Below are 23426 nucleotides of genomic sequence, written 5' to 3' on the forward strand. Positions count from 1 at the left end.
GCTAGGGGAGACGGTGCAAATGGGTCAAAAGATTACTATATTATGTTCCGGTTTCGGATTGGGTTTTTATATCCCAGGACTAATCCTCGCCAGAAGGTTACAGCAACTTGGTCTGGAAACCTGCATTGAAGTATTTGAAAACGTGATGGACGAGGACAAGCAATTCAAAACAGACCAAAGCAGACAGGCTTATCGTGAAAATTTTGCTGTCGCTCTTGCATCCCAACGAATACCTGGAGATATTCGCCAAAGTCTGAACTTCGCTGCAGTAGAGTCTCTGCTTGACCAGTGGCTGGAGGAAGAACGTACTCGATTTATCGTGTTGTCCGGGCACTGGGTCCACTTGCTGGATATCCTGCGTGAACGAACAAAGGATGAGATTGACGTGGATCTGTTGTATGTGGACTCCAGTCTATCTCCCTCATGGAAACAACTACTGAAGCTTAAACCCGACTATGCCTCATTTTATCGGGAAATTCCTCTGTATCATCCGAACAGACTTGAGATTATGTATCGACTTGATGTGGATGACAAGCCGTTGGTTCCATTTGAAGAACGGCCAAGTCGTCTCGTTATTCATGGAGGAGGATGGGGCGTTGGAACCTTCAGGGAAAAGCTTCGTCAGCTCCTGGACACTGAACACGGGTATGACCTGGATATTGTAGCATACACGGAAGAAGAGGTGGTCCCTTCAAATACGCCAGGTTTACGCTATATAATGAATGATCCTCATTGGCGGACATGGTTCAGAGACGAGTCTGGTTTGCACACATTTCCTCCATACGTTATTACGGATTCTGGTAAACCCTTTGTTTACAAGACACCCATTGAGCATCACGGACTATATGGATTAGTTCGCCAAGCCATGGCGGTTGTATCCAAGCCTGGTGCAGGGGCTTTGATGGATTCTTTAGCATCAGGCACACCACTCATTATGCTTGAACCATTTGGTGAGCATGAGAAGCGCAATGCATCCATCTGGGAGGAAAACGGGTTTGGCATACCGTACAACGTATGGGCTGAGCAGGGCTACTCCAAAGATCTACTAGCACAACTTGCTCATAATCTGATCTCTAGACAGCAACAGATTCAAGATTATCCCACAGAATATATGAGCCGCTTCATTCATTCCGAGAAGGAGGCATTACATGCAGATCGAATCCACAATAACCATGCCAAATCTTGATGTCTCATTACCCAAGTGGGTTTTTTTACAACTGCTTGAGAGCTGTAATCTTCGATGCAGAATGTGTTACGAATGGGGAGAGAACGGTCCTTATCGTGAGTATAAGGTTTTAAACCAATTAAGTATCGATGTGATTCGTGATATTATCGCAACCTGTAAACCCGCACAACCTTACTATGAGCTCTACGGAGGGGAACCTCTGCTGCATCCTCAAATTGGTGAAATCCTTCAGGCCATTCATGAAGCAGGGAGTAAAGTTCATTTTCCGACGAATGGAACGCTTTTGGAGAAACATGCAGAGATGTTAATTCAATATCCGCCTGAGCGGATATGGATTTCACTTGATGGTCCGGAAGAAATTAATGATGCTCAGCGTGGTAAGGGAGTTTTTAAAAAAGCTATTCGCGGAATCAACAAACTTCTTTCCTTAAGAGAACAATCAGCAAGTGCGTATCCGCAGATCGGTATTAGTACAGTCGTTACACCTGCAAATCACCGGCATCTGGAACGATTTTTCTTTGAATCCATTGATATTTCCAAGCTGGATTGCATCAGTATTGAGCTGCAGGCTTATATAACGGAGGAAAACCATCAACAGTATAGCGGGATTCTCAGAAAAGAATTTGGAGTGCAAGAAGCGCCTCTATCCAAAGGATTTGTTTGTGATCCAGCCATTTTTTCGGACATGGATGCGGGTCTGATTGAGAAACAAGTCCAGCGTCTAGCTGAATTTTGCGAAAAAAACAACAAATATATGAATACGTATCCTCAAATGATGTCGGAGGATAACATCAGGAAATACTTTTCCGCAGACTGGCATTCGATGACGCATATCAAAAAACGCTGCCCTTTTCCGTGGATAAGCACCGAAATTAACGCCAGAGGTGATGTTACGTCCTGTCATGCTTATTATGATCTTACGCTGGGCAACGTTAATGATGAGAGCATTGCTGCGATCTGGAGAGGGGAAAAGTACAAGCAATATCGGCGTTATCTTCGTAAGCATCTTTTGCCTATCTGCCAAGGTTGCTGCCTGTTTTATAACGAAAAACCGTAAATGGTGAACGCGGACATAAAGTTTTTAACAAAATCTCAGTCTGAAAGGAAGAGATATGATGCAGCCTAACAGTCGGGTAGAAATGGATGATAAATCATTTGAGATTTTGAAACAAACGATGAGAAATGTGGTTATTCCGCATAGAGAGCGAAAGCTAAACCCTTCATTTAAGATGGACATGCCCGAAGTGGTTGCGTTAAAACTGACCAATCGATGCAATCTGCGATGCAAGCACTGTTACCAGTGGAATGAGTCGGGCTATCATCATGATATGGATAAAACGGAACAAAATATGGACATGGACCTTGCTGTTTTTCAGCGAGTATTGGAAGAAACTCATCATACGAAGTCCAGACTGTATTTATGGGGCGGAGAGCCACTTTTCCACCGGGATATTCGTGGTATTCTCGACTTGCTTGAAAAAGACCCCCGAGAAACAACGATTTGTACTAACGCATACCTGATCGAGAAATTTGAAGATGAGTTGTGTCGTATCTCACCTCACCTTGAGTTACTTATTGCCATTGAAGGGTTTGAGAAAGAACATGATCTGATACGTGGAAAAGGATCATTTGACAAAGTGATGAAACAGATCGACCGGCTGATGGAGCTGCGTAAAGAAGGAAAGTTTCAGGGGAAAATATCGATACACACGGTAATTAACGACAGTATGATTGGTCAACTACATCCATTAATGAAATTCTTTGAAGAAAAAGGGATTGATCTGGTTTTATTATGTTTCCCCTGGTATATCTCACATGAAACGTCGGCAGAAATGGATACCTTTTTTCAGGAAAACTTTAATTGGCTTCATCCCATGGACCAGCAGCACCGCAGCAGCTGGCATGCTTTTAAATATCACATCAAACCCGAGCATATTCCAGCATTAATGATGGAACTCAGTGCAATTAATGAACATACATGGAAAACACGGATTCGATATCAGCCTGGACTGGACTTTGATGAAATCGAAGATTTCGTGAGTGGTCGTTCAATGACTTCACGCTGTGCTTCGAATTGTTTGGCACTGAGCACAAGAGCAGATATTACACCAACAGGCAATGTAAGTGCCTGTAAGTTTTTCTCCGAATTTTCTGTAGGCAACTTGCATGATCAATCATTATCCGATATTTGGCATTCGAAAGCTTATGATCAAATACGAACCACATTAGGAAAACAGTTGTCCCCCGCCTGTTCAAAATGCAATGTATTATACCTGCATGGCTCATCGTCGCTGACTCATATATGAACGAGCTCAACAAAAACACTTGCCGGCTTGGCATACTTGGCAGTGCAGCTATCGTTAGCCGTGCTGTTTTGGATGTCATTTCGCATATACCACAGGTGGAGGTAGTAGCCATAGCTAATCGTACCCGCTCGAAGGCACTTCACCTGGCCCAACGATACTCCATCCCTCATGTCCTGCACTCTCTTGAGGAGGTACTGGAGCATCCGCATGTTGATGCCGTTTATATTGCACTTAGCAATGACCTCCATATGGAATGGGTTTTATGTGCACTTGAGGCTGGCAAACATGTGCTTGTAGAAAAACCTGCAGGATTAGGGAAGGAGGATGCCCAGCAGCTTGCGAGTGCTCTGAAGCAATCTCCTTCACTCGTCTTCATGGAAGGGATAATAACTGCACATCATCCCTGGCAAGCTGCTCTCAAAGCCATTGTAAACTCTGGTCAATACGGCTTGTTAAATCGGACAGAAACCCGTATTAGCATTCCAGCACCCAAAAGTCATCGTGATAATTATCGTAGTGTGAGACTTAAAGGCGGAGGCTGCTTTAATGACCTTGGTTGTTACTGGCTTCAATGGATACAGCATTTGGTAGGCCTGGAAGGAAGTCGAGTTTCAGCTTTTTCTAATTTTGATGGCCCCGATGGCTGTGACTGGACGTTTAATGCCAAACTTCGATATGGTAATGGGTTTGAAGCGAATGTTTTGACTTCATTCGAACTCCCTTATAAAGCCATGCATACGCTTTACTTTGAGCGGGCAACAGTGGTTGTTCCGAACTTTTTCAAACCATTAACAGGCTTCTACAGCTTGAAAATCCGTCTGAACGATTCTAATCCGCAGACTTATTTAAAACAATTTGAACCCATGAATTATTATGTGAATCAACTACAGGCCTTCGCCAATCGCTGTCTTCACCCTGATGTTCGGCAAGCTGAAGGACATTTAAGTGTGGAACGAATGATATGGCATCAAACGATTATGGAATACGCACAGCAACATGCAACAATGAATCGCGAAACTGGAAACGAAGGGAGTCACTTCTAATGAAAACAGTGATTCTATGTGGAGGTTTAGGTACAAGACTTGCAGAGGAAACGAGAGTACGCCCTAAACCTATGGTTGAGATCGGTGACATGCCAATTTTGTGCCACATTATGCATATCTATAGTTCGCAGGGGTTTCATGAGTTCGAGCTCGCTCTGGGATATAAATCTAATTATATCAAAAAGTATTTTCTGGATTACCCGTTTTTATATAATGATTTCTCGGTGAGTCTGGATCAAAATCAAACCGATTTACTAACAGCAACAAAACTGAACTGGAAAATCAATCTAATCGATACGGGACAAGCCACAATGACCGGGGGAAGAATAGCGCGATTGAAACAGCGTCTACACGGTGAACCCTTTATGTTAACTTATGGCGACGGTATCGGAGATATCGATCTTCATAAGCTGATAAGCTTCCATAAAAGTCATGGCAAGCTTGTAACCGTAACAGCAGTTAGACCCAAAGCCCGCTTTGGCATAATGAAATGTCAGGATCGTACAGTAACTTCCTTTCAAGAGAAGGGGCAGTTATCTGATGAATGGATAAACGCGGGTTTTTTTGTTATGGAACCAAAGGTATTGGATTATATCCATGGAGATCAGACAGAATTAGAGCGCCATGTGTTACCAGAACTTGCTCATCAGGGACAATTAATGGCCTATTATCATGAAGGTTATTGGGCATGTATGGATACGATTCGGGACAAACAGGAATTGGAACAATTATGGGAGGAAGGGAATGCACCATGGAAAATATGGGGTTAGATTCAATAGAACATGACCAATCTCGTACATTCAACCTTCACTGGGAGCCTGGTTTCTTCGGAAACGAAATCATTGAAGAAGACTTGAACTATATAACTCAAAAATTGGAGCAGAGACATTTATTCTCAGGATGTCGGTTTTTAATTACCGGAGGTGGAGGTTTTATTGGTTACTACCTCGTGCTTGCCCTTTTACATATAAACAGGTCAGGCATGCCGATTAAACATATTACTGTTTTGGATCGTTTTCCTAAAGGAATCCCTTCATGGCTTGAACGACTTCAGGCCGTAGGGGAGCCCTTAACTGCAGCTGTCTTTGACGTGACTACGGATTCATTTTCTGATTATATTTCGGGGACTGATTATATCTTTCACATGGCATCCATCGCATCACCATCATTTTACCGGAAGTATCCACTGCGTACGCTGGAGGCTAATGTATTTGGCTTGCAGCGTCTGTTACATGCTTGTCTGTCTCACCAACCGAAAGGCATATTATATTTTTCAAGCAGCGAGATTTATGGTAATCCCGATCCAGAGTATATACCCACCTCAGAACAATACAACGGTAATGTAGCTACCATTGGGCCGAGGGCTTGTTATGATGAGTCCAAGCGGATGGGAGAAACGATCTGCTCGTTGTATTATCAAGAGCATCAGCTCCCGGTGCGTATTGTTCGCCCCTTCAACAATTATGGTCCCGGGCTTGAGCTGAGTGATCAGAGAGCTGCTGCAGACTTTGCCAAAGCGATCAAAGAAAAGCAAGCAATTGATATTCTATCAGATGGTACACCAACCCGAACGTATTGTTACATTGCGGATGCCATCGTGGGGTATTTTAAAGTCATCACTCATTCTGAATTTGATGTATTTAATATTGGAGCCGATTCCCAAGAAATCAGCGTATCCCGTCTGGCACAACTATTTGCTGAATGTTCAAGGGTACTAACAGGGTATTTTCCTGCAGTTACATATCAAAAATCAGCTGATCCCCATTATTTGACTCATAACCCACAACGAAGATGCCCCAGCATTGAAAAAGCGAGAAAACTACTTCGTTTCAATCCTGAAATCGGATTAGAACAAGGAATCCGGCGTTACTTGATCAGTTGCGGGGTGGGGAGATGAATGTGAAAGATTCCATAGATATTACTGTTGTTGGATTAGGTTTTGTTGGACTAACCGCGGCGCTGGGGTTTGCGGAAAAGGGCTATTCGGTAAAGGCATATGACTCGGATATCTATAAAACAATAGAATTGAGCAAGGGTGAACTTCCATTTCATGAGCCAGGTTTATCCACTATGCTGAACAAACATTTGAATGAAAATGTAGTACTGTGTGACAGTCTGGAGGAATCCCTTTCCGATGCTAAACTGATTTTTATAAGTGTCGGTACTCCTTACCTTGAAGGAGCAGGCCTTGATCTGTCTATGCTGCTTAATGTGGTTAAAGACATATGTCGATTTTCATCTAAAGATTCATATCCAAGCATCATAGTCAAATCAACTATACCCCCAGGCACGATGCGCACCAAGATCAAGCCAGTTATAGAGGATTACGGACTTCGAGTTGGACAAGATATCGGCTTGGCATACAATCCGGAATTTTTGAGAGAAGGTAACGCTTGGGATGACTTTATGCATCCTGATCGAATCATCATAGGTGAATTAGATCGGGTAACGTCAGATTCACTTGTAAAGCTCTATGAAAGTTTTACTGTGCCATATGCCCAAGTGAGCGCAGAAACAGCAGAAATGCTCAAATTTTCTTCCAATGCATTGCTCGCAACGATGATCAGCTTCGCAAATGAACAGGCACTAATTGCAGAACATATAGGACAGGTGAATATACCTGAGTTATTCCGCCTCTTGCACATGGATAAACGTTGGTCAGGGTCTCCGGCTGGAATGATAAATTATGTTTATCCCGGCTGCGGATTCGGAGGATATTGTCTTCCTAAGGACACTCTTGCTCTGAAAAATGCGGCAAATCAACATGGTGTTGAAGCAAAGGTATTGAACGCTGTTATGGAAGTAAATCTTGATATATCTGAACACACGGTCAGAAAAGTAATCAGAAGTCTAAAACATCGGGATGAACAAATCGGCATACTCGGTTTAGCTTTCAAACCTGGCAGTGATGATGTTAGACACTCCCCTGCTGTAGGGATTATCGAAGCACTTCTGGATGAGGGATGTACGAACCTCTCTGCTTATGATCCGATGGCTATGAGGAATTTTGAAGAGCACTACGGTTATCCATTAAAGATGGCAAACTCCCTGGATGAAATCGCAGCAGGTAGTGATATTTGTGTCATTGTTACTGCCTGGCCAGAGTTTCAAGTTCTAACCGATCATGCGAGCAACATTCGGATAATAGATGCAAGGTACATGCTTGAAAACAAAGAAGCAAGCTTTATTTATAGTGTTCAATAACGGAGCATTCTAACATCTTTATGCGTTACTCAGCCAATGATATGTCTCTCGGTTAATATAGATTAAAGGCACTTCTCCAGGGAGGTGCCTTTTTTGTTTATGATAACGTTCAGTCAATAAACAATAATCTGAGCAATAAGTTTGAAATATAACAGCTAGTTCAGATTGAATTATTCGACCTTAAGAAATAGTTATATTCCGAACTAGATCTGTCCACTAAAATTTATATTGTTGCACCTCCATCACATACTAGGAGCGATTACTATGGATTTGCTAACACCATATATAGTAGAAGGAAATAACTCTTTCCCTGCCATGATTATCTGTCCAGGTGGTGCTTACTCCACAAGAGCATATCATGAAGGGGAGCCAGTCGCATTGTGGCTTAATCGTATAGGTATCTCGGCTTTTGTATTGAACTACAGAGTATCTCCACACCAACACCCTGCTCCGCTAGAGGATGCTCAGACAGCCATCCGTCTTGTTAGAGCAAACGCATCTGAATGGAATGTGGATCCAAAAAGGGTTGGCATCATGGGATTCTCCGCAGGAGGTCACCTTGCATCGACAGTAGGGACCCATTTTGATCTCGGAAATCCTCATTCGAATGATCCAATCCATCAGCAAAGCAGTCGTCCTGACCTCATGGTCCTTGGCTATCCAGTCATCACAATGAACGATGAATTTACCAGTAAAGGCAGTCGAGAAGCGCTTTTGGGAGAGCGGCAAACAGATCCCGATCTACTGAATCTGTTATCCAACGAAAAGCAAATTACTGCAGATACGCCGCCGGTGTTTTTATGGCATACGGTTGAAGATAACGGTGTACCTTTGGAAAACAGTCTCCTGTTCGCAAATGGTCTCCGTAAGCATAATATTCCGTTTGCACTACATCTGTTCGAAAGTGGCATGCATGGAATTGGCTTGGCAGAAGATCATCTTGAGGCGCAGCATTGGCCCGTTTTGTGCGAGGAATGGTTGAAGAAAAGAAGGTTTATTGCAACCAATGCCCAATGGGGATCATTTTCGACTTTGGGCGATATGTTGAGTAATGAGAAGGCTAGAGCAATATTGAATAAATACCTGCCCGAACTGGTACAGTCTCCGCACCTTGATTATACCAAAGGCTTTACTCTTAAAATGCTTTCTTCATTTCCTCATTCCCCTGTATCCCAAGAAATATTACAGTCAATTCACGCTGAATTGAAGCTTTAATATGCAGAAGAATAAAAAAAGAAAGGAGTTAAATAAATGCATGAATTATGGAATGGAACCATTAAGACGCCCTACCTTCAGTTTTATGCCGTATTTACAATCACTAAAGACAGCAGCGGGGCTGTTCAGCTTGTAGTAGAAACGGAACCGATGAATCTAAACCTTTCTTTTGAACAGGTTCGTTTGAATGAAAACGTACTTTCGGCAAAAGGAATAGATCCATCAGGTCAGTCTTATGACATCGAACTTACTTTTCAACATCAAACTTGTACTGGATCAATATCTTTACCATACATGGGAACAGTTCAGTTCTCAGGTGAAAAAGGGCGGGGGGCTTCCTTAAACGAGAAGCTTCAGAAATATGGTGAAACTTCTGTTCAGGAGAACCGGTACTGGAGAGGGAAATGGATATGGGATGTAAGGCAGCCGGAGGAGCAGGCAAATACTGAGCATCGCCTTGTGTATTTCAGAAAAAGCTTCCACATCGGTGAATCGATATCACCCAAATTAGTGATTAATATTTCTGCAGATAGCAGATACAGACTCTATGTTAACGGTACATCCGTTTCGATCGGCCCTTGTAAAGGCGATATGCATACTACATATTACGAATCCGTAGATGTAAGTGAATATCTTTTTCCAGGTAACAACGTACTCGCAGTAAAGGTGCTCCGTTATCCTGCGATGGAACCATTCAAAATTGGAGAGGGAGGCCCCATTTCCGTTTGGCGCTCACAGTCTGCTGGCCTGCTAATAGAGGCCTCTTTACGAGACGAAAACGGCACTGAGATAATGCCACTCCACTCTGATGCAAACTGGCGTACCTACCGTCATCAAGGATACAGACATGTATCCAAAGAGCTAATTCGTTGGATGGGAGGCGTAGAAGAAGTAGAAGGGAATGGCGCACCGCAAGGCTGGGAGTTCCCTTATTATGATGATTCTAGCTGGGAACATGCTGTCCCATTTGCCGAGACACGTGGATTCGCCGGGATCCTTAGTCCATGGAACTTGTTACCTCGACCCATACCATTTATGTACGAAGAAGAAAAACAATTTGTTGAAGTAACAAAAGCAACGGGTGTGGGAGTCGAAGAGGCTGAACAGTTTCTACAAAATACGCTTGATAACACATCATCGCTGCTAATCCCAAGCGGACATAAAATCCAGGTGGATTTAGATGCTGGAGAATTGACAACCGCTTATCTCAACATACGGATGCGCAATGGCCGAGGTGCTAAAGTGAGATTGATGGGCGCCGAGTGTTATGAACCTCACGAGAGCACTGAAATGCAGCGAAAAAAAGGAGATCGAGAAGATAACACCGGACAGTTAATGGGTGAATTCGATACCTATATTGCTGCAGGACAAGTAAATGAAAATGTAATGGATGAGGTATACGAGCCCTTCTGGTTCAGAACATTCCGTTACGTTCGTTTGGAAATTGAAACAGAAGATACACCACTTGAATTGCTGCAGTTGTCGTACCGAGAAACCGGATATCCATTAGAAGTAAAAGCTCAATTTGAATCTTCAGATCAAGAACTTAACAAGATATGGGATCTGAGCATTCGAACCTTACAACTTTGTATGCACGAAACTTATGAAGATTGTCCTTATTACGAACAGCTCCAGTATGCGATGGATAGTCGACTCATGATGTTGTTTACGTATAATGTTAGCGGCGATGACAGAATGGCAAGGAGAACCATAGACGATTTTTATCGATCCAGACAACCTTCCGGATTACTTCAAGCACGTTTTCCATCGGTAGAGCCTCAAGTCATTCCATCCTTTTCACTTTACTGGGTGGATATGATCTCAGAGCATTTTGAGTTTAATGGAGACCTGCAATTAGTGGAACAATATCGACCTGCCATCATTGAATTAATGGATTGGTTTTATACAAGATTAACGGATGACGGAATCGTTGGTGTAACTTCAAACCGATTCTGGACCTATTTCGATTGGGTTGATGCATGGCCGCTGGGTGCCCCGCCTGAGAGCGTGGATCGTCCCATGTTTTTGCTGAGTTTCATGTATGCAGCAGCGTTAAGGAAATCCGCAGCATTATTACATGCTGCAGGCTGGAGTCAAACTGCATCAACGATGGAATCGAGAGCAGAACAAGTGTGTAATGCCTTGAGAAAGCTTGCCTGGTCTGAAGAACGTCAGTTATTTCGCGATATGCCTGGGCTGGAGATATATAGTCAGCACACTCAGATTATATCGATCCTTGCAGGAGCAATCGAAGGAGAAGAAGCCCGACGACTGATGGAACGCACACTGGATGAGCCAATTCACCAGGTAACGCTGCCGTTCTCGTATTTAATGATTCAAGCTTTAAAGAAAGTGGGCCTACAGCATAAAATATTTGGACTGTGGGATCGCTGGCGTGTATTCACTTCACAAGGTTTGACGACACTTCCAGAGATGGAAGTGAATCCAAGAAGCGATTGTCATGCTTGGAGTGCAGTTCCGCTCGCTGAATTCCCAGCTACTATACTTGGTGTATCACCCGCCGATCCGGGATCAACTAGCATTAAAATCGAGCCGCACGTGGGGAAGTTAGAGTGGGCGAAGGGCAGTGTTGCAACAAAGCAAGGATTGGTTGAGATCGAATGGCGTATAAAGGAGCATCAATTTTTACTTCAAGCTAAATTGCCTATAGCAACTTCGGCTATAGTTAAGCTTCCAGATGGTACGGAGCATGCATTGCGTGGAGCAAAAACCTTCAGCTGCTTTATCTCTCAAGACTAAATCCAAACCAGACTATGCATTGAAATTAAAATCGTAAACAGCATGCACTTTCTGACAAACAGCAAAATTTCACAAGGCTATCACATCAAAAAGTGATGCCCTGTGAAATTTTGTAATTCAAGATTTAATTATTTGTAATCTGCGTTTATCGTTGTTTCTTTCCATTGTTCTATACTGGCAAGCAGGCTGTTGAATTTATAGGTCGCTGTATCGTAGGCTTGTTGTCCCAGCAGCAAACGAAGAGGCGGTTCCGTTGTTTCCACCACTTTAATAACTGCATCGGCAGCCTTTGCAGGATCTCCATTTTCTTGACCAACACCGAGTTCGATCCCTTGCAGCATTTGTCCGACGATGGATTCTTTAAGCTCAGGGATGCTTGTCTCTGTTTTGACAGAAGAACGGCCAGCCCAATCTGTGCGAAAACCGCTTGGCTCTATTAAAGTCACATGAATATTAAAAGGTTTTAATTCTTGGGAGAGACTCTCGGATATGCCCTCAACAGCGTATTTTGTAGCGTGATAATAGCCGAGGGTCGGGAATGAAGCCAGACCGCCAATGGATGAGAAGTTTATAATGTGACCACTTTTTTGTGATCTCATATGTGGAAGAACAGCATTGGTTACATGCATGAGACCCCAGAAGTTAACCTCAAACATCTTACGGGTTTCTTCCTCTACGCTTTCCTCAACGGAGCTGAAATATCCGATACCTGCATTGTTCACAAGCACATCTATACGGTTAAACTTCTCAATCGTACGGTCAACCACATTGCGGATCTGATCTGGATTAGTCACGTCCAGTGAGAGAGCAATTACCTGATCCTCATGCCCGGCAACAAGATCTGTTACCTGCTGCACATTACGTGCGGTCACGACAACTTTATAACCTGCTACAATCGCTTTTTGCGCGATGTGCCGCCCAAATCCTGTTGAACATCCAGTGATAAGCCAAACTTTTGATTCTGACAATGTAATCACTCCTTCAAGGTAATAACTTTACTCTACCTCTTAAAGTTAACTTGAAGTCAATACTCATTTTTGAAATAAGAATATTCATAGACTATGTCATCTTCTTATGCATTAAAATATCGTAAATCGCTATCTTCCGAATAATCTTTTCCAGATGGAACTGAGTCTGAGCCAGAGTACGTTCCACTTTGGTTTTATGCATAAGCAAAAATTGTTTTCTGGCATCCAGGGAAGGATCGCCTTGGCGAATCAGCTCTGTATAAGTCTTAATGTCTTCAATAGACATTCCCGTATCTTTTAAAGCGATAACCAGTTCAAGCCACTCTAAAACCTCTTCTGAATATTCTCTTCTACCTGAAGCATTCCGTTCCACATGTGGTAAGATGCCTTCTTGTTCATAATAACGTAGGGTGGAGGGACGTAAACCTGTGATCTTCTCAATTTCACTAATACTGTACATATCAAGATGCTCCTTTAATAGTTAAAGTTAACTTGAAGTTAATTGTACTCTTTTCATGAAGTCAAAGCGAATTTTTGACTTGTTTCTCTCTATTCTAATTGATAACACAGATTAAGATCGCGTTATATGATGTTTGGTTTCCGTTACAGTTTCTCTAAATCAAAGTTCTTATAATGAATGTATAACAGTTTTGAAAAAATAAAGTTTCCCAATCTTCTCAATTAAGGAGTGTTTGAAATGAATACATGGAATCCAGCAGAATTCCAAACTACCTCCAAGCGCTATCGCTCGAAAATGAGGTGGTGGCTTCCCGGCGCATTCATGGACAAAGACGAGATTAAACGGGAGATCGAGTGGATGGCGGAGGCAGGCTACGGCGGTGCGGAAATCATCCATTTCTTCCCGATCCCTTCGGCAGATGTAAATCCAGCGGATTATGGCCGCTTCGTTTTCGGAAGTGATGAATGGAACAATCGGATGAAAGATGCGCTCGAAGCCGCCATTCCGCTTAACTTTCAGTTGGATTTCACTGTAGGACCGCTATGGCCGATCGCAACGCCCGCTGTCATGGACAAGAATGACGATCGCTGCACACATGGATTGCATATCGGGACGACGGTAGTTGTAGGGACTTACAACGAAGCAATTCCTATCCCAGAGACGATCGATTCGTCACGTCCTTATAAACTTGTTGCTGTGACGGCTGCTCGGAGATACAGAGGCGAGTCCATAGGCGAAGTCGTAACGCTAGAACTGGAAACGGCGACCGATCTTACCTTCAGCGTTGACGACGGAAAGATAGAATGGACAGCTCCTCTTGACGGAGAATGGTGCTTGTTCGGCTTTTGGAGCCAAACGAACGGACAGATGAATGACTCGATCGGGGCTCCCGCGATCGATCACTTCTCGAAAGCTGCAGCCGATGCAGTTACGGGTTTCTGGGACAAACGCCTGTTTGCGGACCCTGAGATTCTTGCCTTATACGAGAAGAACGCCGGAAGCTTGTTCTGTGATTCCATTGAATTGAACGCAACCATGCTGGGCGGGATGTACGGTGCAGCGCCGATGCCCGTCGCGATCTGGTCTCCCGCCGTATTAGAGGAGTTCCGTATGCGTCGAGGCTATGATTTGACTGCTTATCTGCCTTCGATATTCGTCAAAGGTTTGTATCAGCTAGGTGCGGGCAATCGGACGGACGGAGACTCGGATTACGATTTTGCTGACCGCTCGGCAAACCTGCGCATCAGGAACGACTTCTTTCAAACCTTGACAGATATGTTCCGGGACAATCACCTACGGACAATAAGAAGGTGGGCAAACGGACATCATATGAAGCTTCGTTATCAAACATACGGCATGCCTACCGAGCTCTCCACGGGCCTTTACGAAGTTGACATCCCGGAGACGGAATCGCTCGGTTTCCATGATTCGACCGATGGTTACCGAATCCAATCGGGGGCAGTTCATCTATATGATCGCGAGATCTATTCGATTGAGGTAGGCGCTGTTATGGGTTATGGCTACAAGCAGACGTGGACCGGACAGGACTTCGGCCTTCTCTGGCAATTGCATCGAGGCTTTGCGGCTGGCGTCAACCAGGCGGTTCTTCACGGTATGTCCTACGATACTTCATCTGCTTCGGAACATTTCGAAGCGATGTTCAAATGGCCGGGTTTATCGCTCATGGGGTCGAGGTTCTCGAACGAATGGGGAGGACGCCAACCAAATTCCCTTCATGCAAGAGCCCTCACAGACTATATCGCGCGCACTCAATATCTGCTTCAACTTGGTAAGCCGAAGGTAGATCTGGCGATTTATCGTTATCATATTGATGGAATTCATGGCGCGATGGGAACGGAATTGACTTCTTATGAACAAGCCGGTTTCACGTATGACTTTGTAAGTCCTTGTTTGTTGGATTCACCGCGTGCCCAGATTGGTACATTCGAGGGGCAATCCGTACTGGCAGCAGACGGTCCGGCATATCGCGCTATCGTCGTAGATATGCGCAAGAAGTCGTTGACCGGAGACTGGATAGCGTCCGATCTCCCGATTGAAACAGCCAATCAACTGATCGCCTTCGCGGAGAGCGGACTACCTGTCGTGGTCGTTGGAGAAGCTCCGAATCATGCTGGTTCGTTCTTTGGCAGCAAGGACAAGATGAGAGCCAAAGACGTCGAGCTGTGCGATCAAATCGAGCATCTGTTAAACCTGCCGACGGTAAGAGCGGTTAAGACTCAAGAAGATGCGGTCGCGGCACTGGGCGAGCTTTCCGTCATTCCTGCTGTTCAAGTCCAGTGCGAGTCGCCTCTGTTGAATGCCCGTCGGTACGAAAACGGTATTTCCTTTTACTTCATCTACAATCCAAGTCAAGTGCAGGCATTCGAGGGAGAAGTGCAGTTCACAGGGACAGGGAATCCTTTCAAGCTGAACGCTTGGGATGGAACAATATGCCCGATGGCCGCTGTTCATACAGGCTCCGGTCAAACGACGGCGAAGCTGCGACTCGCTCCGAACGGAACTGCTTTGATCGCGGTTGCAGATGAATGGACAGAAGCGCTTCAGCGCGAGGAATATCGCGATATGATTGCGAAAGGTACGCGGATCATACCAGATCACTGGTCTCTCGTCGTGGACCGTTGGACTGCAGGCGCGCATCCGACGGAGACGAAGCTTGAAAGGATCGAGCTTGAACTTGACGAGCTGCGCTCCTGGACTCACATTCCGGTGCTTCGGCAAGTATCCGGAATTGGACGATATCGGACAAGTCTCCGCATTGAAGAGCGGAATGATACTTCCGCTGCCGTTATTTTAGAGATGGGTGAGGTGTCCGATACGTTCAGGGTCTTCGTTAATGGCCAAGAGATCCACGGTGTGGATCAGATCGGGCGTCATATTCCGATCGGAGAATACTTACGCTACGGAGAAGACAACGAGCTAGAGGTCGAAGTGGCTACTACGCTGAACAATGCGCTAAGCATTTTCGATCCTAACCGGCTGCCGCTAGATTGCGGCTTGATTGGTCCCGTTGGAATTGTATTATCTTGACAACAGGAGAAACGCAATCGCATTTCGAAGGCGTTCCCGAACAAATAGGACGTTTTGCCGAACCTTTCAAGCTTTGGGGGAGGGGATGGTCATATTCCTCGCCTTGCAATCGAGTACGTGGATCTTCATCCGGCCCGAAAAGACGAGTATGGCAATCTGAAGCTGGATTTTGACGGTCTTCAACATCGAAGGATATGGAGCCGTCCTTCAAGCGTTATAAAGACATCGTAATTAGATCGTTGGGGTCCAGGCTCTTGGGGAGTTTGGCCCCATGATTAAGCTAAAGTATTGGGAAAAGATTAAAAGAGGAGGTCACTTTCTTGTCTATTCAAATTGGATTACAAATGTTTTCTGTTCGAAATAAATTCAATGAAGATCGGATCAAAACGTTGCAGGATTTATCAACAATTGGGTACAAGCACATTGAAATCCCAGTTGATTTTCAAAGCGATAGCGCTTTTAATATCAACTCTCTGTCTGCCAGTGATTTAAAACGAATGACTGAAACGGCAGGCATACAAGTAATTGGAACACATATTCCAGCCGAATTAAATGAGCAAGAACTCGATGTAATAATTTCTTATCACAAAGAGTTGGGGTGTAATAGAGCCATTATTCCTATGAGGCTGTTTCAAGGAGCTAATGACGCAATCGCTTTCAGTAAGCGATTAAATGAGTATGGAAAGAGACTTTGGACACACGGGATCCAGCTGTATTATCATAATCATTTTCAAGAATTTCAAAAGTTTGATGGGAAAACGGTATTTGAGATCCTATTAGAAAATACGAGTCCTGATTATTTGAAATTTGAATTAGATATCTATTGGGCTATTAGAGGAGGGGCAAATGTCGAGCAGTTGCTAAAACAACTTGGAACTCGATGTGAATTCATTCATATAAAAGATTTGCCTCATCCAATTAGCTCAATAAATATACTCGAAACATTAAACGAGGAAAAAGCGATAACTTTACATGATTTCATTCCATTGTTTAATTCTGATAATTTTGTAGAAATAGGACAAGGGAAGCTGGATATTAAGGAAATTATCAAATTAGTAAAAGAGCACACAGCCACTAAATATATCATTGTTGAGCAAGATGTTATATCGATAGATGAAATGAAAAGTGTTGAGATAAGCTTTAGCGCCTTATCCGATTTATTGGGTGTTGAGTATGAATAAATTAAATGTAGGTATTATTGGCTGCGGGGCAATTGCTATGGAAAAGCATCTACCAGCATTACTCAAACTGTCTGATAAGGTAGAGGTCAAAGGTTTTGCTAATAGAAATGAAGAAAAAGCAAAAAAAGCTGCTGATTCGGTAGGAAATGATAAAAAAGTTTATACCAATTATAAAGATATGCTGCAAGATCCTGAAATTGATGTCGTTCATATCTGTACACCGAATGCATTACACAGTTCAATGACTGTCGAGGCCTTAGAGGCAGGGAAGCATGTCATGTGTGAAAAGCCAATGGCCATGAATAGTCAAGAAGCTGAGGAAATGGTAAAAGCTGCTGAGCGTACAGGTAAAAAATTGACAATCGCATATCAGAATCGTTTCAGAAAAGATTCATTACTTTTGAAACAATCGTGTACTAATGGCGATCTGGGAGAAATTTATGTAGCTAAAGCGCACGCAATTCGACGTAGAGGTGTCCCAACGTGGGGAGTATTCCTAAATAAAGAAATGCAAGGAGGCGGTGCTCTTATTGATATTGGCACCCATGCACTTGATCTGACTCTATGGTTGATGAATAACTATGAAGTTGACAGTGTAACCGGCGTAGTACACAACAAATTAAGATATGAGAATAAAGCCAATCCTTTTGGCCCGTGGGATCCGGATCATTTTAACGTAGAAGAGTCAGCGTTCTCTTTTATCAAAATGAAGAATGGCGCATCCATTTATCTAGAATGTTCCTGGGCTCTGAACTCAGTAGATGAAAGAGAAGCAATGACTACGTTATCTGGAACAAAAGGAGGCGCCGAAATGCGCCGAAATACAGCCTTAGGTACAAATGAACTGATATTTAATACAGAAATGTATGGAAATCTCGTTAACACCCAGTTACAGAATGCAGCCGGTATATCGTATATATCACCCGTAGAAGAAACAGATGCTGATCGAGAAATGGCTCAATGGATCGACGCAATTCTTGAAGACAAAAATCCTGTGGTTGAACCAAGACAAGCACTAGTCGTCACTCAGATACTTGAAGCGATTTATCGTTCAGCGGAATTAAATGACACGATTAAATTTTAAATTGAAATTTGCCATTTCCATACGGAGAGGATGAGTTCTAATGAGTAAAGTTCTTAATGTAGGAATTATTGGTACGGGAGAACTTGCACAAGTCGTACACCTGCCTATCCTTAAAGAATTATCAGAACAATTCAAAGTAACCGCTCTATGTGATGTTTCGTATAATTCCCTCAAATATAACGGCGAAAAATTTGGTATTTCAAATCTCTATACAAATGTAGAGGATCTTGTTAATAACGAAGATATTGATGTTGTTTTCGTCTGTAACAGTAACGAATATCATGCAGATGCTGCTATAGCAGGTGCCAACGCAGGTAAACATGTCTTCATCGAAAAGCCTATGGTCCTGTCATTATCCGAAGCAGAAGCTGTGATCAAGGCGAAAAACAGAAATAATGTTCATGTTATGGTCGGTTATATGCGAAGATATGCTCCCGCATTTGAAGCTGCAGTTAAAGAAATAGGAGGGTTAGACCAGATTTTGTACGCAAGAGTACGAGATATTATTGGACCAAATGATTATTTCATAAGGCAATCTGGAGCGCACCCGAAAAAGTTTAATGATTTTCCTGAAGAATTAAATAAAGAACTGGCTGAAAAATCCAAAAAGTGGATTAGCGAAGTTCTTGGTGAGGGCGCTGATGAGACTACAGTTATGGTGTACTATTTCCTTACAGCGTTAGGGTCGCATGATCTTTCTGCCATGCGTGAGGCTTTGGGAATGCCGGAATCCGTATCCGGTTTTGCTATTAATAGTGGAGGCTTTATGAATGCCATTTTCAATTATCCTTCTTTCAATGTTGTTTATGAAACAGGCATGAATAACGTAGGTAAGTTTGATGCTCATCTGGAAGTGTACGGAAAGGATAAAACGGTTAGAGTAGAATTTGACACACCTTATATTCAAGGACTACCTGTTAAATTAATCGTATCAGAGACAGAAGAGGACCTGTACAAAGAAACGGTTATTCGCCATACGTATAAAGACCCTTATACGATTGAGCTGGAAGCACTTTATGATGCAATTGTTCACGATCAGGTCATAAAAACAACTCCAGAGGATTACCGTGATGACTTAATCATTTTTAATATGTTAATTGATTTCTACAAAAAGCAGAAGCAATAATTCCTGATTTAATAAATATCGATGTCTTTTGTGAATAACCTAAAAAGACAAACCAAGATCATTGATTGACCTTCGTTTGTCTTTTTTAATTCGTGAAACTCTCTTTACAGACTTTGTGTACTTTCTCTTTTAACTAATATCGTACACAAGTTATACAGTGGAGTGCAGGTTTAGAGACAAGAAAATGTTGAATTTCGTATTACTGGAATTAAACGAAGTAATTTGAAAGTAAATCCCTAAATATGATAGTATTTATATTGTATTGATATTTTAACTATCATTTTAGGAGGCGTTACGATGTTTACCAATACAAATCAAGATCGTTCCAAGTCCAAAGTTGATTTCATGGATCATTCATTCATTCAGCAGCCTTTCCCGGTCTACGAAAAATTGCGTGCCGAAGAGCCTGTGCATCGACTTTTACTGCCGAGTGGGCATGCTGCCTGGATGGTTACCCGTTATGAGGATGCCGTCAACATTTTGCAGGATGGCCGCTTTGTAACCGGAGTTCTCGATAACTATAACAATGAAAACGAGGAGACACTTCCTCCGCATCAGGCGATTATTTCACGAAATCTGATCAGTGTTGGTCCTGAAGATCATCGTCGGCTTCGGCGGTTGATCCAGAAGGCATTTACTCCCCGTATGATTGAGAGACTTCGAGGACGAATTGTGGAAATAAGTGATCAATTGTTAGAACAGATTCAGGCAGGAGGCACTCGAGAGTTTGATTTGATCGAGGACTATGCCTTCCCTCTGCCCATTATCGTTATTTGTGAAATGCTAGGCGTTCCACTAGAGGATCAAGATAAATTCAGAGCCTGGTCCAACACCATTATGGAGAGTGTCAGCAACCCGCAGATGAGCCAGGAAAGCGATGAAGTAATGAAGGCTTTTGTCGATTACTTACAAGAACTGATCACGGAGCGGCGCAAACATCTTCAACAGGACCTCATCAGCGATCTCATCAGTATAGAGGAAGAAGGTGACAAACTAACGGAACAGGAGTTATATGCACTTGTTTTCGTACTCATCATTGCAGGGCATGAAACAACAGTGAATCTGATTGGGAACGGTATGCTGGCATTGCTGGAACATCCACAGCAAAAGCAGCTCCTTATGGATGATCCTGATCTGATTCAAGCAGCGGTTGAGGAAGTGCTGCGATTTAATGGACCAGCTGAAATAAGCAATGTACGGTGGGCTGCAGAAGATGTGGAGTTTCAGGGAATACAAATCCGCCAAGGAGATATGATGCTTGTCGCGTTATCCTCAGCGAATCGGGATTCCAGTCATTATGAAGAACCCGATACGTTTGACATTACTCGCAAAGTCAATGACCACATTGCTTTTGGTAAAGGAATTCATTATTGTCTTGGCGCTCCACTTGCGAGACTTGAAGGCGAGATTGCGATCAATGCATTACTTCAACGGCTGCCGGAGATTCGGTTAAATACAGAACTGGAACTGCTGGAGTGGAGGCCAGGTATGATCATTCGGGGACTCAAAGCGTTCCCGGTCGCATACTAAATTCTGAACGTGCGCTTGATTATCAGCCAACTTCTAGAAGATGCCAGTTGAAACAGCAGCTTATAAGATCCAGCAAGCATCCAAAAAAGGCGGAGGGATTGAAGCATGGGAAAACTGAAGGGAAAGGTTGCCATTGTAACAGGTGCAGGAGGAGGTCTGGGCAGTTACATCTCCCTACGCCTGGCAGAAGAGGGCGCATCATTAATACTTACTGATATCAATGGCTCGTCATTAGAGGAAACCGCTGCACGTTGTGAACGTGCAGGGTTTTCGGTTCTTGCCAAGACTGCTGATTTGTCTGAGCCTAAGCAGGTCAAATTACTGGTTGAAGATACGATTAAGAAATTCAATACCATCGACATTCTAGTCAATTTAGCAATTGCTATTCGGACACCGCATTCCTTCTTGGAACATGAATTGGATACACTTGATGAGAGCTACCGAACAGGACTTATATCCACTTGGCTCATGATGAAGGAAAGTTACCCGTATTTAAAACAAGGTGGAGGAAAGATCATTAATTTTGGCTCAGGAGCAGGGTATGACGGGCTTGAGGGTTATGCCGCATATGCTGCCATTAAAGAAGGAATACGAGCGTTGTCGCGTGTTGTTGCCCGAGAATGGGGCAAGGAAAACATCAATGTGAATGTCGTAAATCCTGGAGCCCTCACGGATGGGATTCGCGCACATCTGGATGCACTGCCTGAAGATCAGCGTGACCCGCAGCTGCTGGGGTTCAAGCCCACGGCAATCGGTCGGTATGGAGACCCTTATGAAGATATCGCTCCGGTCGTTGCTTTTCTGGCAAGTGAAGATGCCAGACATATAACGGGTCAAACCTTTTTTGTCGATGGGGGCTCAATTATTAACGCATAAGAGAAGCCATTTGACAAACGGTAATTAAATTAACAAGTGAATTGAGAACTAACTAACATAAAATTCAAAACACGTCCTGATTAATTTCAATAAAATCCTCATACAAAAACGACCGTTCCCTCAGTGTTCAAAAGAGGGCCGGTCGCTTATTTTATTTATGGAAGAAAAATCAAATAATGCTCTTATCCAAAATTTTCAATTCTACGGGTAAAGTAAGCAGATTTTGTGTCCCTTTGTGTAAATGCAGTCCCGGATTAAAGGCTTCAGTTGGAACAATATCAGCAAAGGTTTCAACGAAGCACTCTAATGCTATTTGAGCTTCAAGACGCGCAAGAGGGGCTCCTAGACAAAAATGAGGGCCTTTACCAAAGCTAAGATGCTTGTTACTATTCTCTCGGTGTATATCAAACTTGTTTGGTTCAGGGAATTGCTCTGCATCATTATTCGCGGCTCCAAGCCATACAACAATGATATTACCTTTTTTCATAGGGACACCCAACACATCGCTATCCATGGTCAATACCCGATCTAGTGTGATGGGGAAGCGATAACGCAATGTTTCTTCAATGGCATTGGAGATAAGGCTGTGATTGGAGAGAATCTCCTGAAATATTCCTGGTTGTTCATATGCGAAAGTGTAGAACATGTTCCCAAGTAAATTGGTTGTTGTTTCATTGCCGGCAGCAAGCAGACCCAGGCTGAAGGTTACGACTTCCTCATCTGTAAGTTGTGTCCCTTCATACGCTGCAAGAGTTAGATCAGAAATAATATCCTTCTCAGGATTCTGACGTTTTGCTTTAACAATGGGAAGCAAATAATCATTGAACTCCGACTTCGCATGGTATTTTCTTTCGACTTGATCCGTTACGTTGTCATCTGAATTAGGGAAAAACAAAATATCGGACCAGTTCTTTATATAATGAAGATCTTGTCTTGGTGTGCCTAACAAATCAGAAATGACCGTGACAGGAAGAGGAACGGCAAGATCACGGATCATGTCGGGCTTTTTCATCTGCTTCATATTATCTATTAATTCTTTTGCAATGATCCTGATTCTTGGTTCCCACTCTTTTAGACTTCTTGGGGTAAATGCACTGGATACCAGCTTACGTATATCACGTTGAATAGGAGGATCGGTAGAATTGATATCTACACGTGTATTGACTGTTTTTGGAATAGGTGACACACTTCTTTTCCGTATACTTGAGAACAGCTTGAAGTCACTAAGCACCATATTCACGTCATCATAGCGAAATACGTTCCAGACGTTTTGTTTCTCATCATAATATATCGGATTATTGACAAGCATATCGTTGTACCACTCATAGGGATTCCATAATTGTTCAGGAGTTTGTAACTTTGATATCTCATGAATGACGATGCTGCTCTGTTCTGAGTTCATCTTTCCAACACCACCTCTGATTTTAATATGATAAACT

Annotated in this window: 18 protein-coding genes; 15 read left to right on the forward strand and 3 right to left on the reverse strand. The window is 43.2% G+C overall.

Annotation, left to right across the window (positions count from 1 at the left end; translation table 11 throughout):
* Nucleotides 1-19 precede the first annotated feature (19 nt).
* The 9 genes from MKY97_RS15275 (at nucleotide 20) to MKY97_RS15315 (ending at nucleotide 11714) form a co-directional block, all read left to right on the forward strand.
* Complete coding sequence (locus MKY97_RS15275) at nucleotides 20-1186, forward strand: UDP-glucuronosyltransferase (RefSeq protein WP_342551216.1); 1167 nt, start codon at nucleotides 20-22, stop codon at nucleotides 1184-1186.
* Nucleotides 1149-2243 (forward strand): radical SAM protein, encoded by a 1095-nt coding sequence (locus MKY97_RS15280; RefSeq protein ID WP_342551217.1) that lies wholly within the window; start codon nucleotides 1149-1151, stop codon nucleotides 2241-2243. Before MKY97_RS15275 ends, MKY97_RS15280 begins: the two co-directional genes overlap by 38 nt.
* Before the next feature lie 58 nt (nucleotides 2244-2301).
* A complete protein-coding gene (locus MKY97_RS15285; protein WP_342556346.1) occupies nucleotides 2302-3492 on the forward strand; it encodes a radical SAM protein in 1191 nt (396 codons plus the stop codon).
* Nucleotides 3489-4535, forward strand: a complete 1047-nt coding sequence (locus MKY97_RS15290) for a Gfo/Idh/MocA family oxidoreductase (protein WP_342551218.1) — start codon at nucleotides 3489-3491, stop codon at nucleotides 4533-4535. The genes MKY97_RS15285 and MKY97_RS15290 overlap by 4 nt, the downstream gene beginning before the upstream one ends.
* A complete protein-coding gene (rfbF, locus tag MKY97_RS15295) occupies nucleotides 4535-5305 on the forward strand; it encodes a glucose-1-phosphate cytidylyltransferase (RefSeq protein ID WP_342551219.1) in 771 nt (256 codons plus the stop codon). Before MKY97_RS15290 ends, rfbF begins: the two co-directional genes overlap by 1 nt.
* The gene (locus tag MKY97_RS15300; protein WP_342551220.1) at nucleotides 5287-6432 is read left to right on the forward strand and encodes an NAD-dependent epimerase/dehydratase family protein; all 1146 of its coding nucleotides are present in this window, start codon (nucleotides 5287-5289) and stop codon (nucleotides 6430-6432) included. The genes rfbF and MKY97_RS15300 overlap by 19 nt, the downstream gene beginning before the upstream one ends.
* Nucleotides 6429-7739: a nucleotide sugar dehydrogenase gene (locus MKY97_RS15305; RefSeq protein ID WP_342551221.1), complete on the forward strand. Its 1311-nt coding sequence runs from the start codon at nucleotides 6429-6431 to the stop codon at nucleotides 7737-7739. The genes MKY97_RS15300 and MKY97_RS15305 overlap by 4 nt, the downstream gene beginning before the upstream one ends.
* A gap of 264 nt (nucleotides 7740-8003) precedes the next feature.
* Nucleotides 8004-8954 (forward strand): alpha/beta hydrolase, encoded by a 951-nt coding sequence (locus MKY97_RS15310; protein ID WP_342551222.1) that lies wholly within the window; start codon nucleotides 8004-8006, stop codon nucleotides 8952-8954.
* Between the two features lie 36 nt (nucleotides 8955-8990).
* Nucleotides 8991-11714 carry a family 78 glycoside hydrolase catalytic domain gene (locus MKY97_RS15315; RefSeq protein ID WP_342551223.1) on the forward strand — a complete coding sequence of 908 codons (2724 nt, stop codon included), beginning with the start codon at nucleotides 8991-8993 and terminating at the stop codon, nucleotides 11712-11714.
* 128 nt (nucleotides 11715-11842) lie between these two features.
* Here the strand turns inward: MKY97_RS15315 and MKY97_RS15320 are convergent, their stop codons facing one another.
* Both MKY97_RS15320 and MKY97_RS15325 read right to left on the reverse strand, forming a co-directional pair.
* Nucleotides 11843-12691, reverse strand: a complete 849-nt coding sequence (locus tag MKY97_RS15320; protein WP_342551224.1) for an oxidoreductase — start codon at nucleotides 12689-12691, stop codon at nucleotides 11843-11845.
* Nucleotides 12692-12773: 82 nt separating this feature from the next.
* Nucleotides 12774-13142, reverse strand: coding sequence for a MerR family transcriptional regulator (locus MKY97_RS15325; RefSeq protein WP_342551225.1), 369 nt, complete (start codon nucleotides 13140-13142; stop codon nucleotides 12774-12776).
* 237 nt (nucleotides 13143-13379) lie between these two features.
* On the opposite strand from MKY97_RS15325, the gene MKY97_RS15330 reads away from it, so the two are divergent.
* From MKY97_RS15330 to MKY97_RS15355, 6 genes are all read left to right on the forward strand, one after another.
* Nucleotides 13380-16190, forward strand: coding sequence for a glycosyl hydrolase (locus MKY97_RS15330; RefSeq protein ID WP_342551226.1), 2811 nt, complete (start codon nucleotides 13380-13382; stop codon nucleotides 16188-16190).
* A gap of 320 nt (nucleotides 16191-16510) precedes the next feature.
* A complete protein-coding gene (locus MKY97_RS15335) occupies nucleotides 16511-17371 on the forward strand; it encodes a sugar phosphate isomerase/epimerase (protein WP_342551227.1) in 861 nt (286 codons plus the stop codon).
* A complete protein-coding gene (locus MKY97_RS15340; RefSeq protein WP_342551228.1) occupies nucleotides 17364-18455 on the forward strand; it encodes a Gfo/Idh/MocA family oxidoreductase in 1092 nt (363 codons plus the stop codon). Before MKY97_RS15335 ends, MKY97_RS15340 begins: the two co-directional genes overlap by 8 nt.
* A 40-nt stretch (nucleotides 18456-18495) precedes the next feature.
* Nucleotides 18496-19581, forward strand: a complete 1086-nt coding sequence (locus tag MKY97_RS15345; protein ID WP_342551229.1) for a Gfo/Idh/MocA family oxidoreductase — start codon at nucleotides 18496-18498, stop codon at nucleotides 19579-19581.
* Between the two features lie 297 nt (nucleotides 19582-19878).
* Nucleotides 19879-21111 carry a cytochrome P450 gene (locus MKY97_RS15350; RefSeq protein ID WP_342551230.1) on the forward strand — a complete coding sequence of 411 codons (1233 nt, stop codon included), beginning with the start codon at nucleotides 19879-19881 and terminating at the stop codon, nucleotides 21109-21111.
* A gap of 105 nt (nucleotides 21112-21216) precedes the next feature.
* Nucleotides 21217-21987 carry an SDR family oxidoreductase gene (locus MKY97_RS15355; RefSeq protein WP_342551231.1) on the forward strand — a complete coding sequence of 257 codons (771 nt, stop codon included), beginning with the start codon at nucleotides 21217-21219 and terminating at the stop codon, nucleotides 21985-21987.
* A gap of 169 nt (nucleotides 21988-22156) precedes the next feature.
* Here the strand turns inward: MKY97_RS15355 and MKY97_RS15360 are convergent, their stop codons facing one another.
* A complete protein-coding gene (locus MKY97_RS15360; RefSeq protein WP_342551232.1) occupies nucleotides 22157-23389 on the reverse strand; it encodes a cytochrome P450 in 1233 nt (410 codons plus the stop codon).
* Nucleotides 23390-23426: the final 37 nt, after the last annotated feature.

The organism is Paenibacillus sp. FSL R7-0652 (genome assembly GCF_038595045.1).
Lineage (GTDB): Bacteria > Bacillota > Bacilli > Paenibacillales > Paenibacillaceae > Paenibacillus.

What these genes read in the sequence shown, in the direction of transcription:
- MKY97_RS15360 (WP_342551232.1), bottom strand. Translation starts at nt 23,389, where the DNA reads ATGAACTCAGAACAGAGCAGCATCGTCATTCATGAGATATCAAAGTTA.
- MKY97_RS15350 (WP_342551230.1), top strand. Translation starts at nt 19,879, where the DNA reads ATGTTTACCAATACAAATCAAGATCGTTCCAAGTCCAAAGTTGATTTC.
- MKY97_RS15290 (WP_342551218.1), top strand. Translation starts at nt 3,489, where the DNA reads ATGAACGAGCTCAACAAAAACACTTGCCGGCTTGGCATACTTGGCAGT.
- MKY97_RS15300 (WP_342551220.1), top strand. Translation starts at nt 5,287, where the DNA reads ATGGAAAATATGGGGTTAGATTCAATAGAACATGACCAATCTCGTACA.
- rfbF (WP_342551219.1), top strand. Translation starts at nt 4,535, where the DNA reads ATGAAAACAGTGATTCTATGTGGAGGTTTAGGTACAAGACTTGCAGAG.
- MKY97_RS15305 (WP_342551221.1), top strand. Translation starts at nt 6,429, where the DNA reads ATGAATGTGAAAGATTCCATAGATATTACTGTTGTTGGATTAGGTTTT.
- MKY97_RS15345 (WP_342551229.1), top strand. Translation starts at nt 18,496, where the DNA reads ATGAGTAAAGTTCTTAATGTAGGAATTATTGGTACGGGAGAACTTGCA.
- MKY97_RS15330 (WP_342551226.1), top strand. Translation starts at nt 13,380, where the DNA reads ATGAATACATGGAATCCAGCAGAATTCCAAACTACCTCCAAGCGCTAT.
- MKY97_RS15315 (WP_342551223.1), top strand. Translation starts at nt 8,991, where the DNA reads ATGCATGAATTATGGAATGGAACCATTAAGACGCCCTACCTTCAGTTT.
- MKY97_RS15340 (WP_342551228.1), top strand. Translation starts at nt 17,364, where the DNA reads ATGAATAAATTAAATGTAGGTATTATTGGCTGCGGGGCAATTGCTATG.
- MKY97_RS15275 (WP_342551216.1), top strand. Translation starts at nt 20, where the DNA reads ATGGGTCAAAAGATTACTATATTATGTTCCGGTTTCGGATTGGGTTTT.
- MKY97_RS15280 (WP_342551217.1), top strand. Translation starts at nt 1,149, where the DNA reads ATGCAGATCGAATCCACAATAACCATGCCAAATCTTGATGTCTCATTA.
- MKY97_RS15325 (WP_342551225.1), bottom strand. Translation starts at nt 13,142, where the DNA reads ATGTACAGTATTAGTGAAATTGAGAAGATCACAGGTTTACGTCCCTCC.
- MKY97_RS15310 (WP_342551222.1), top strand. Translation starts at nt 8,004, where the DNA reads ATGGATTTGCTAACACCATATATAGTAGAAGGAAATAACTCTTTCCCT.
- MKY97_RS15285 (WP_342556346.1), top strand. Translation starts at nt 2,302, where the DNA reads ATGCAGCCTAACAGTCGGGTAGAAATGGATGATAAATCATTTGAGATT.
- MKY97_RS15355 (WP_342551231.1), top strand. Translation starts at nt 21,217, where the DNA reads ATGGGAAAACTGAAGGGAAAGGTTGCCATTGTAACAGGTGCAGGAGGA.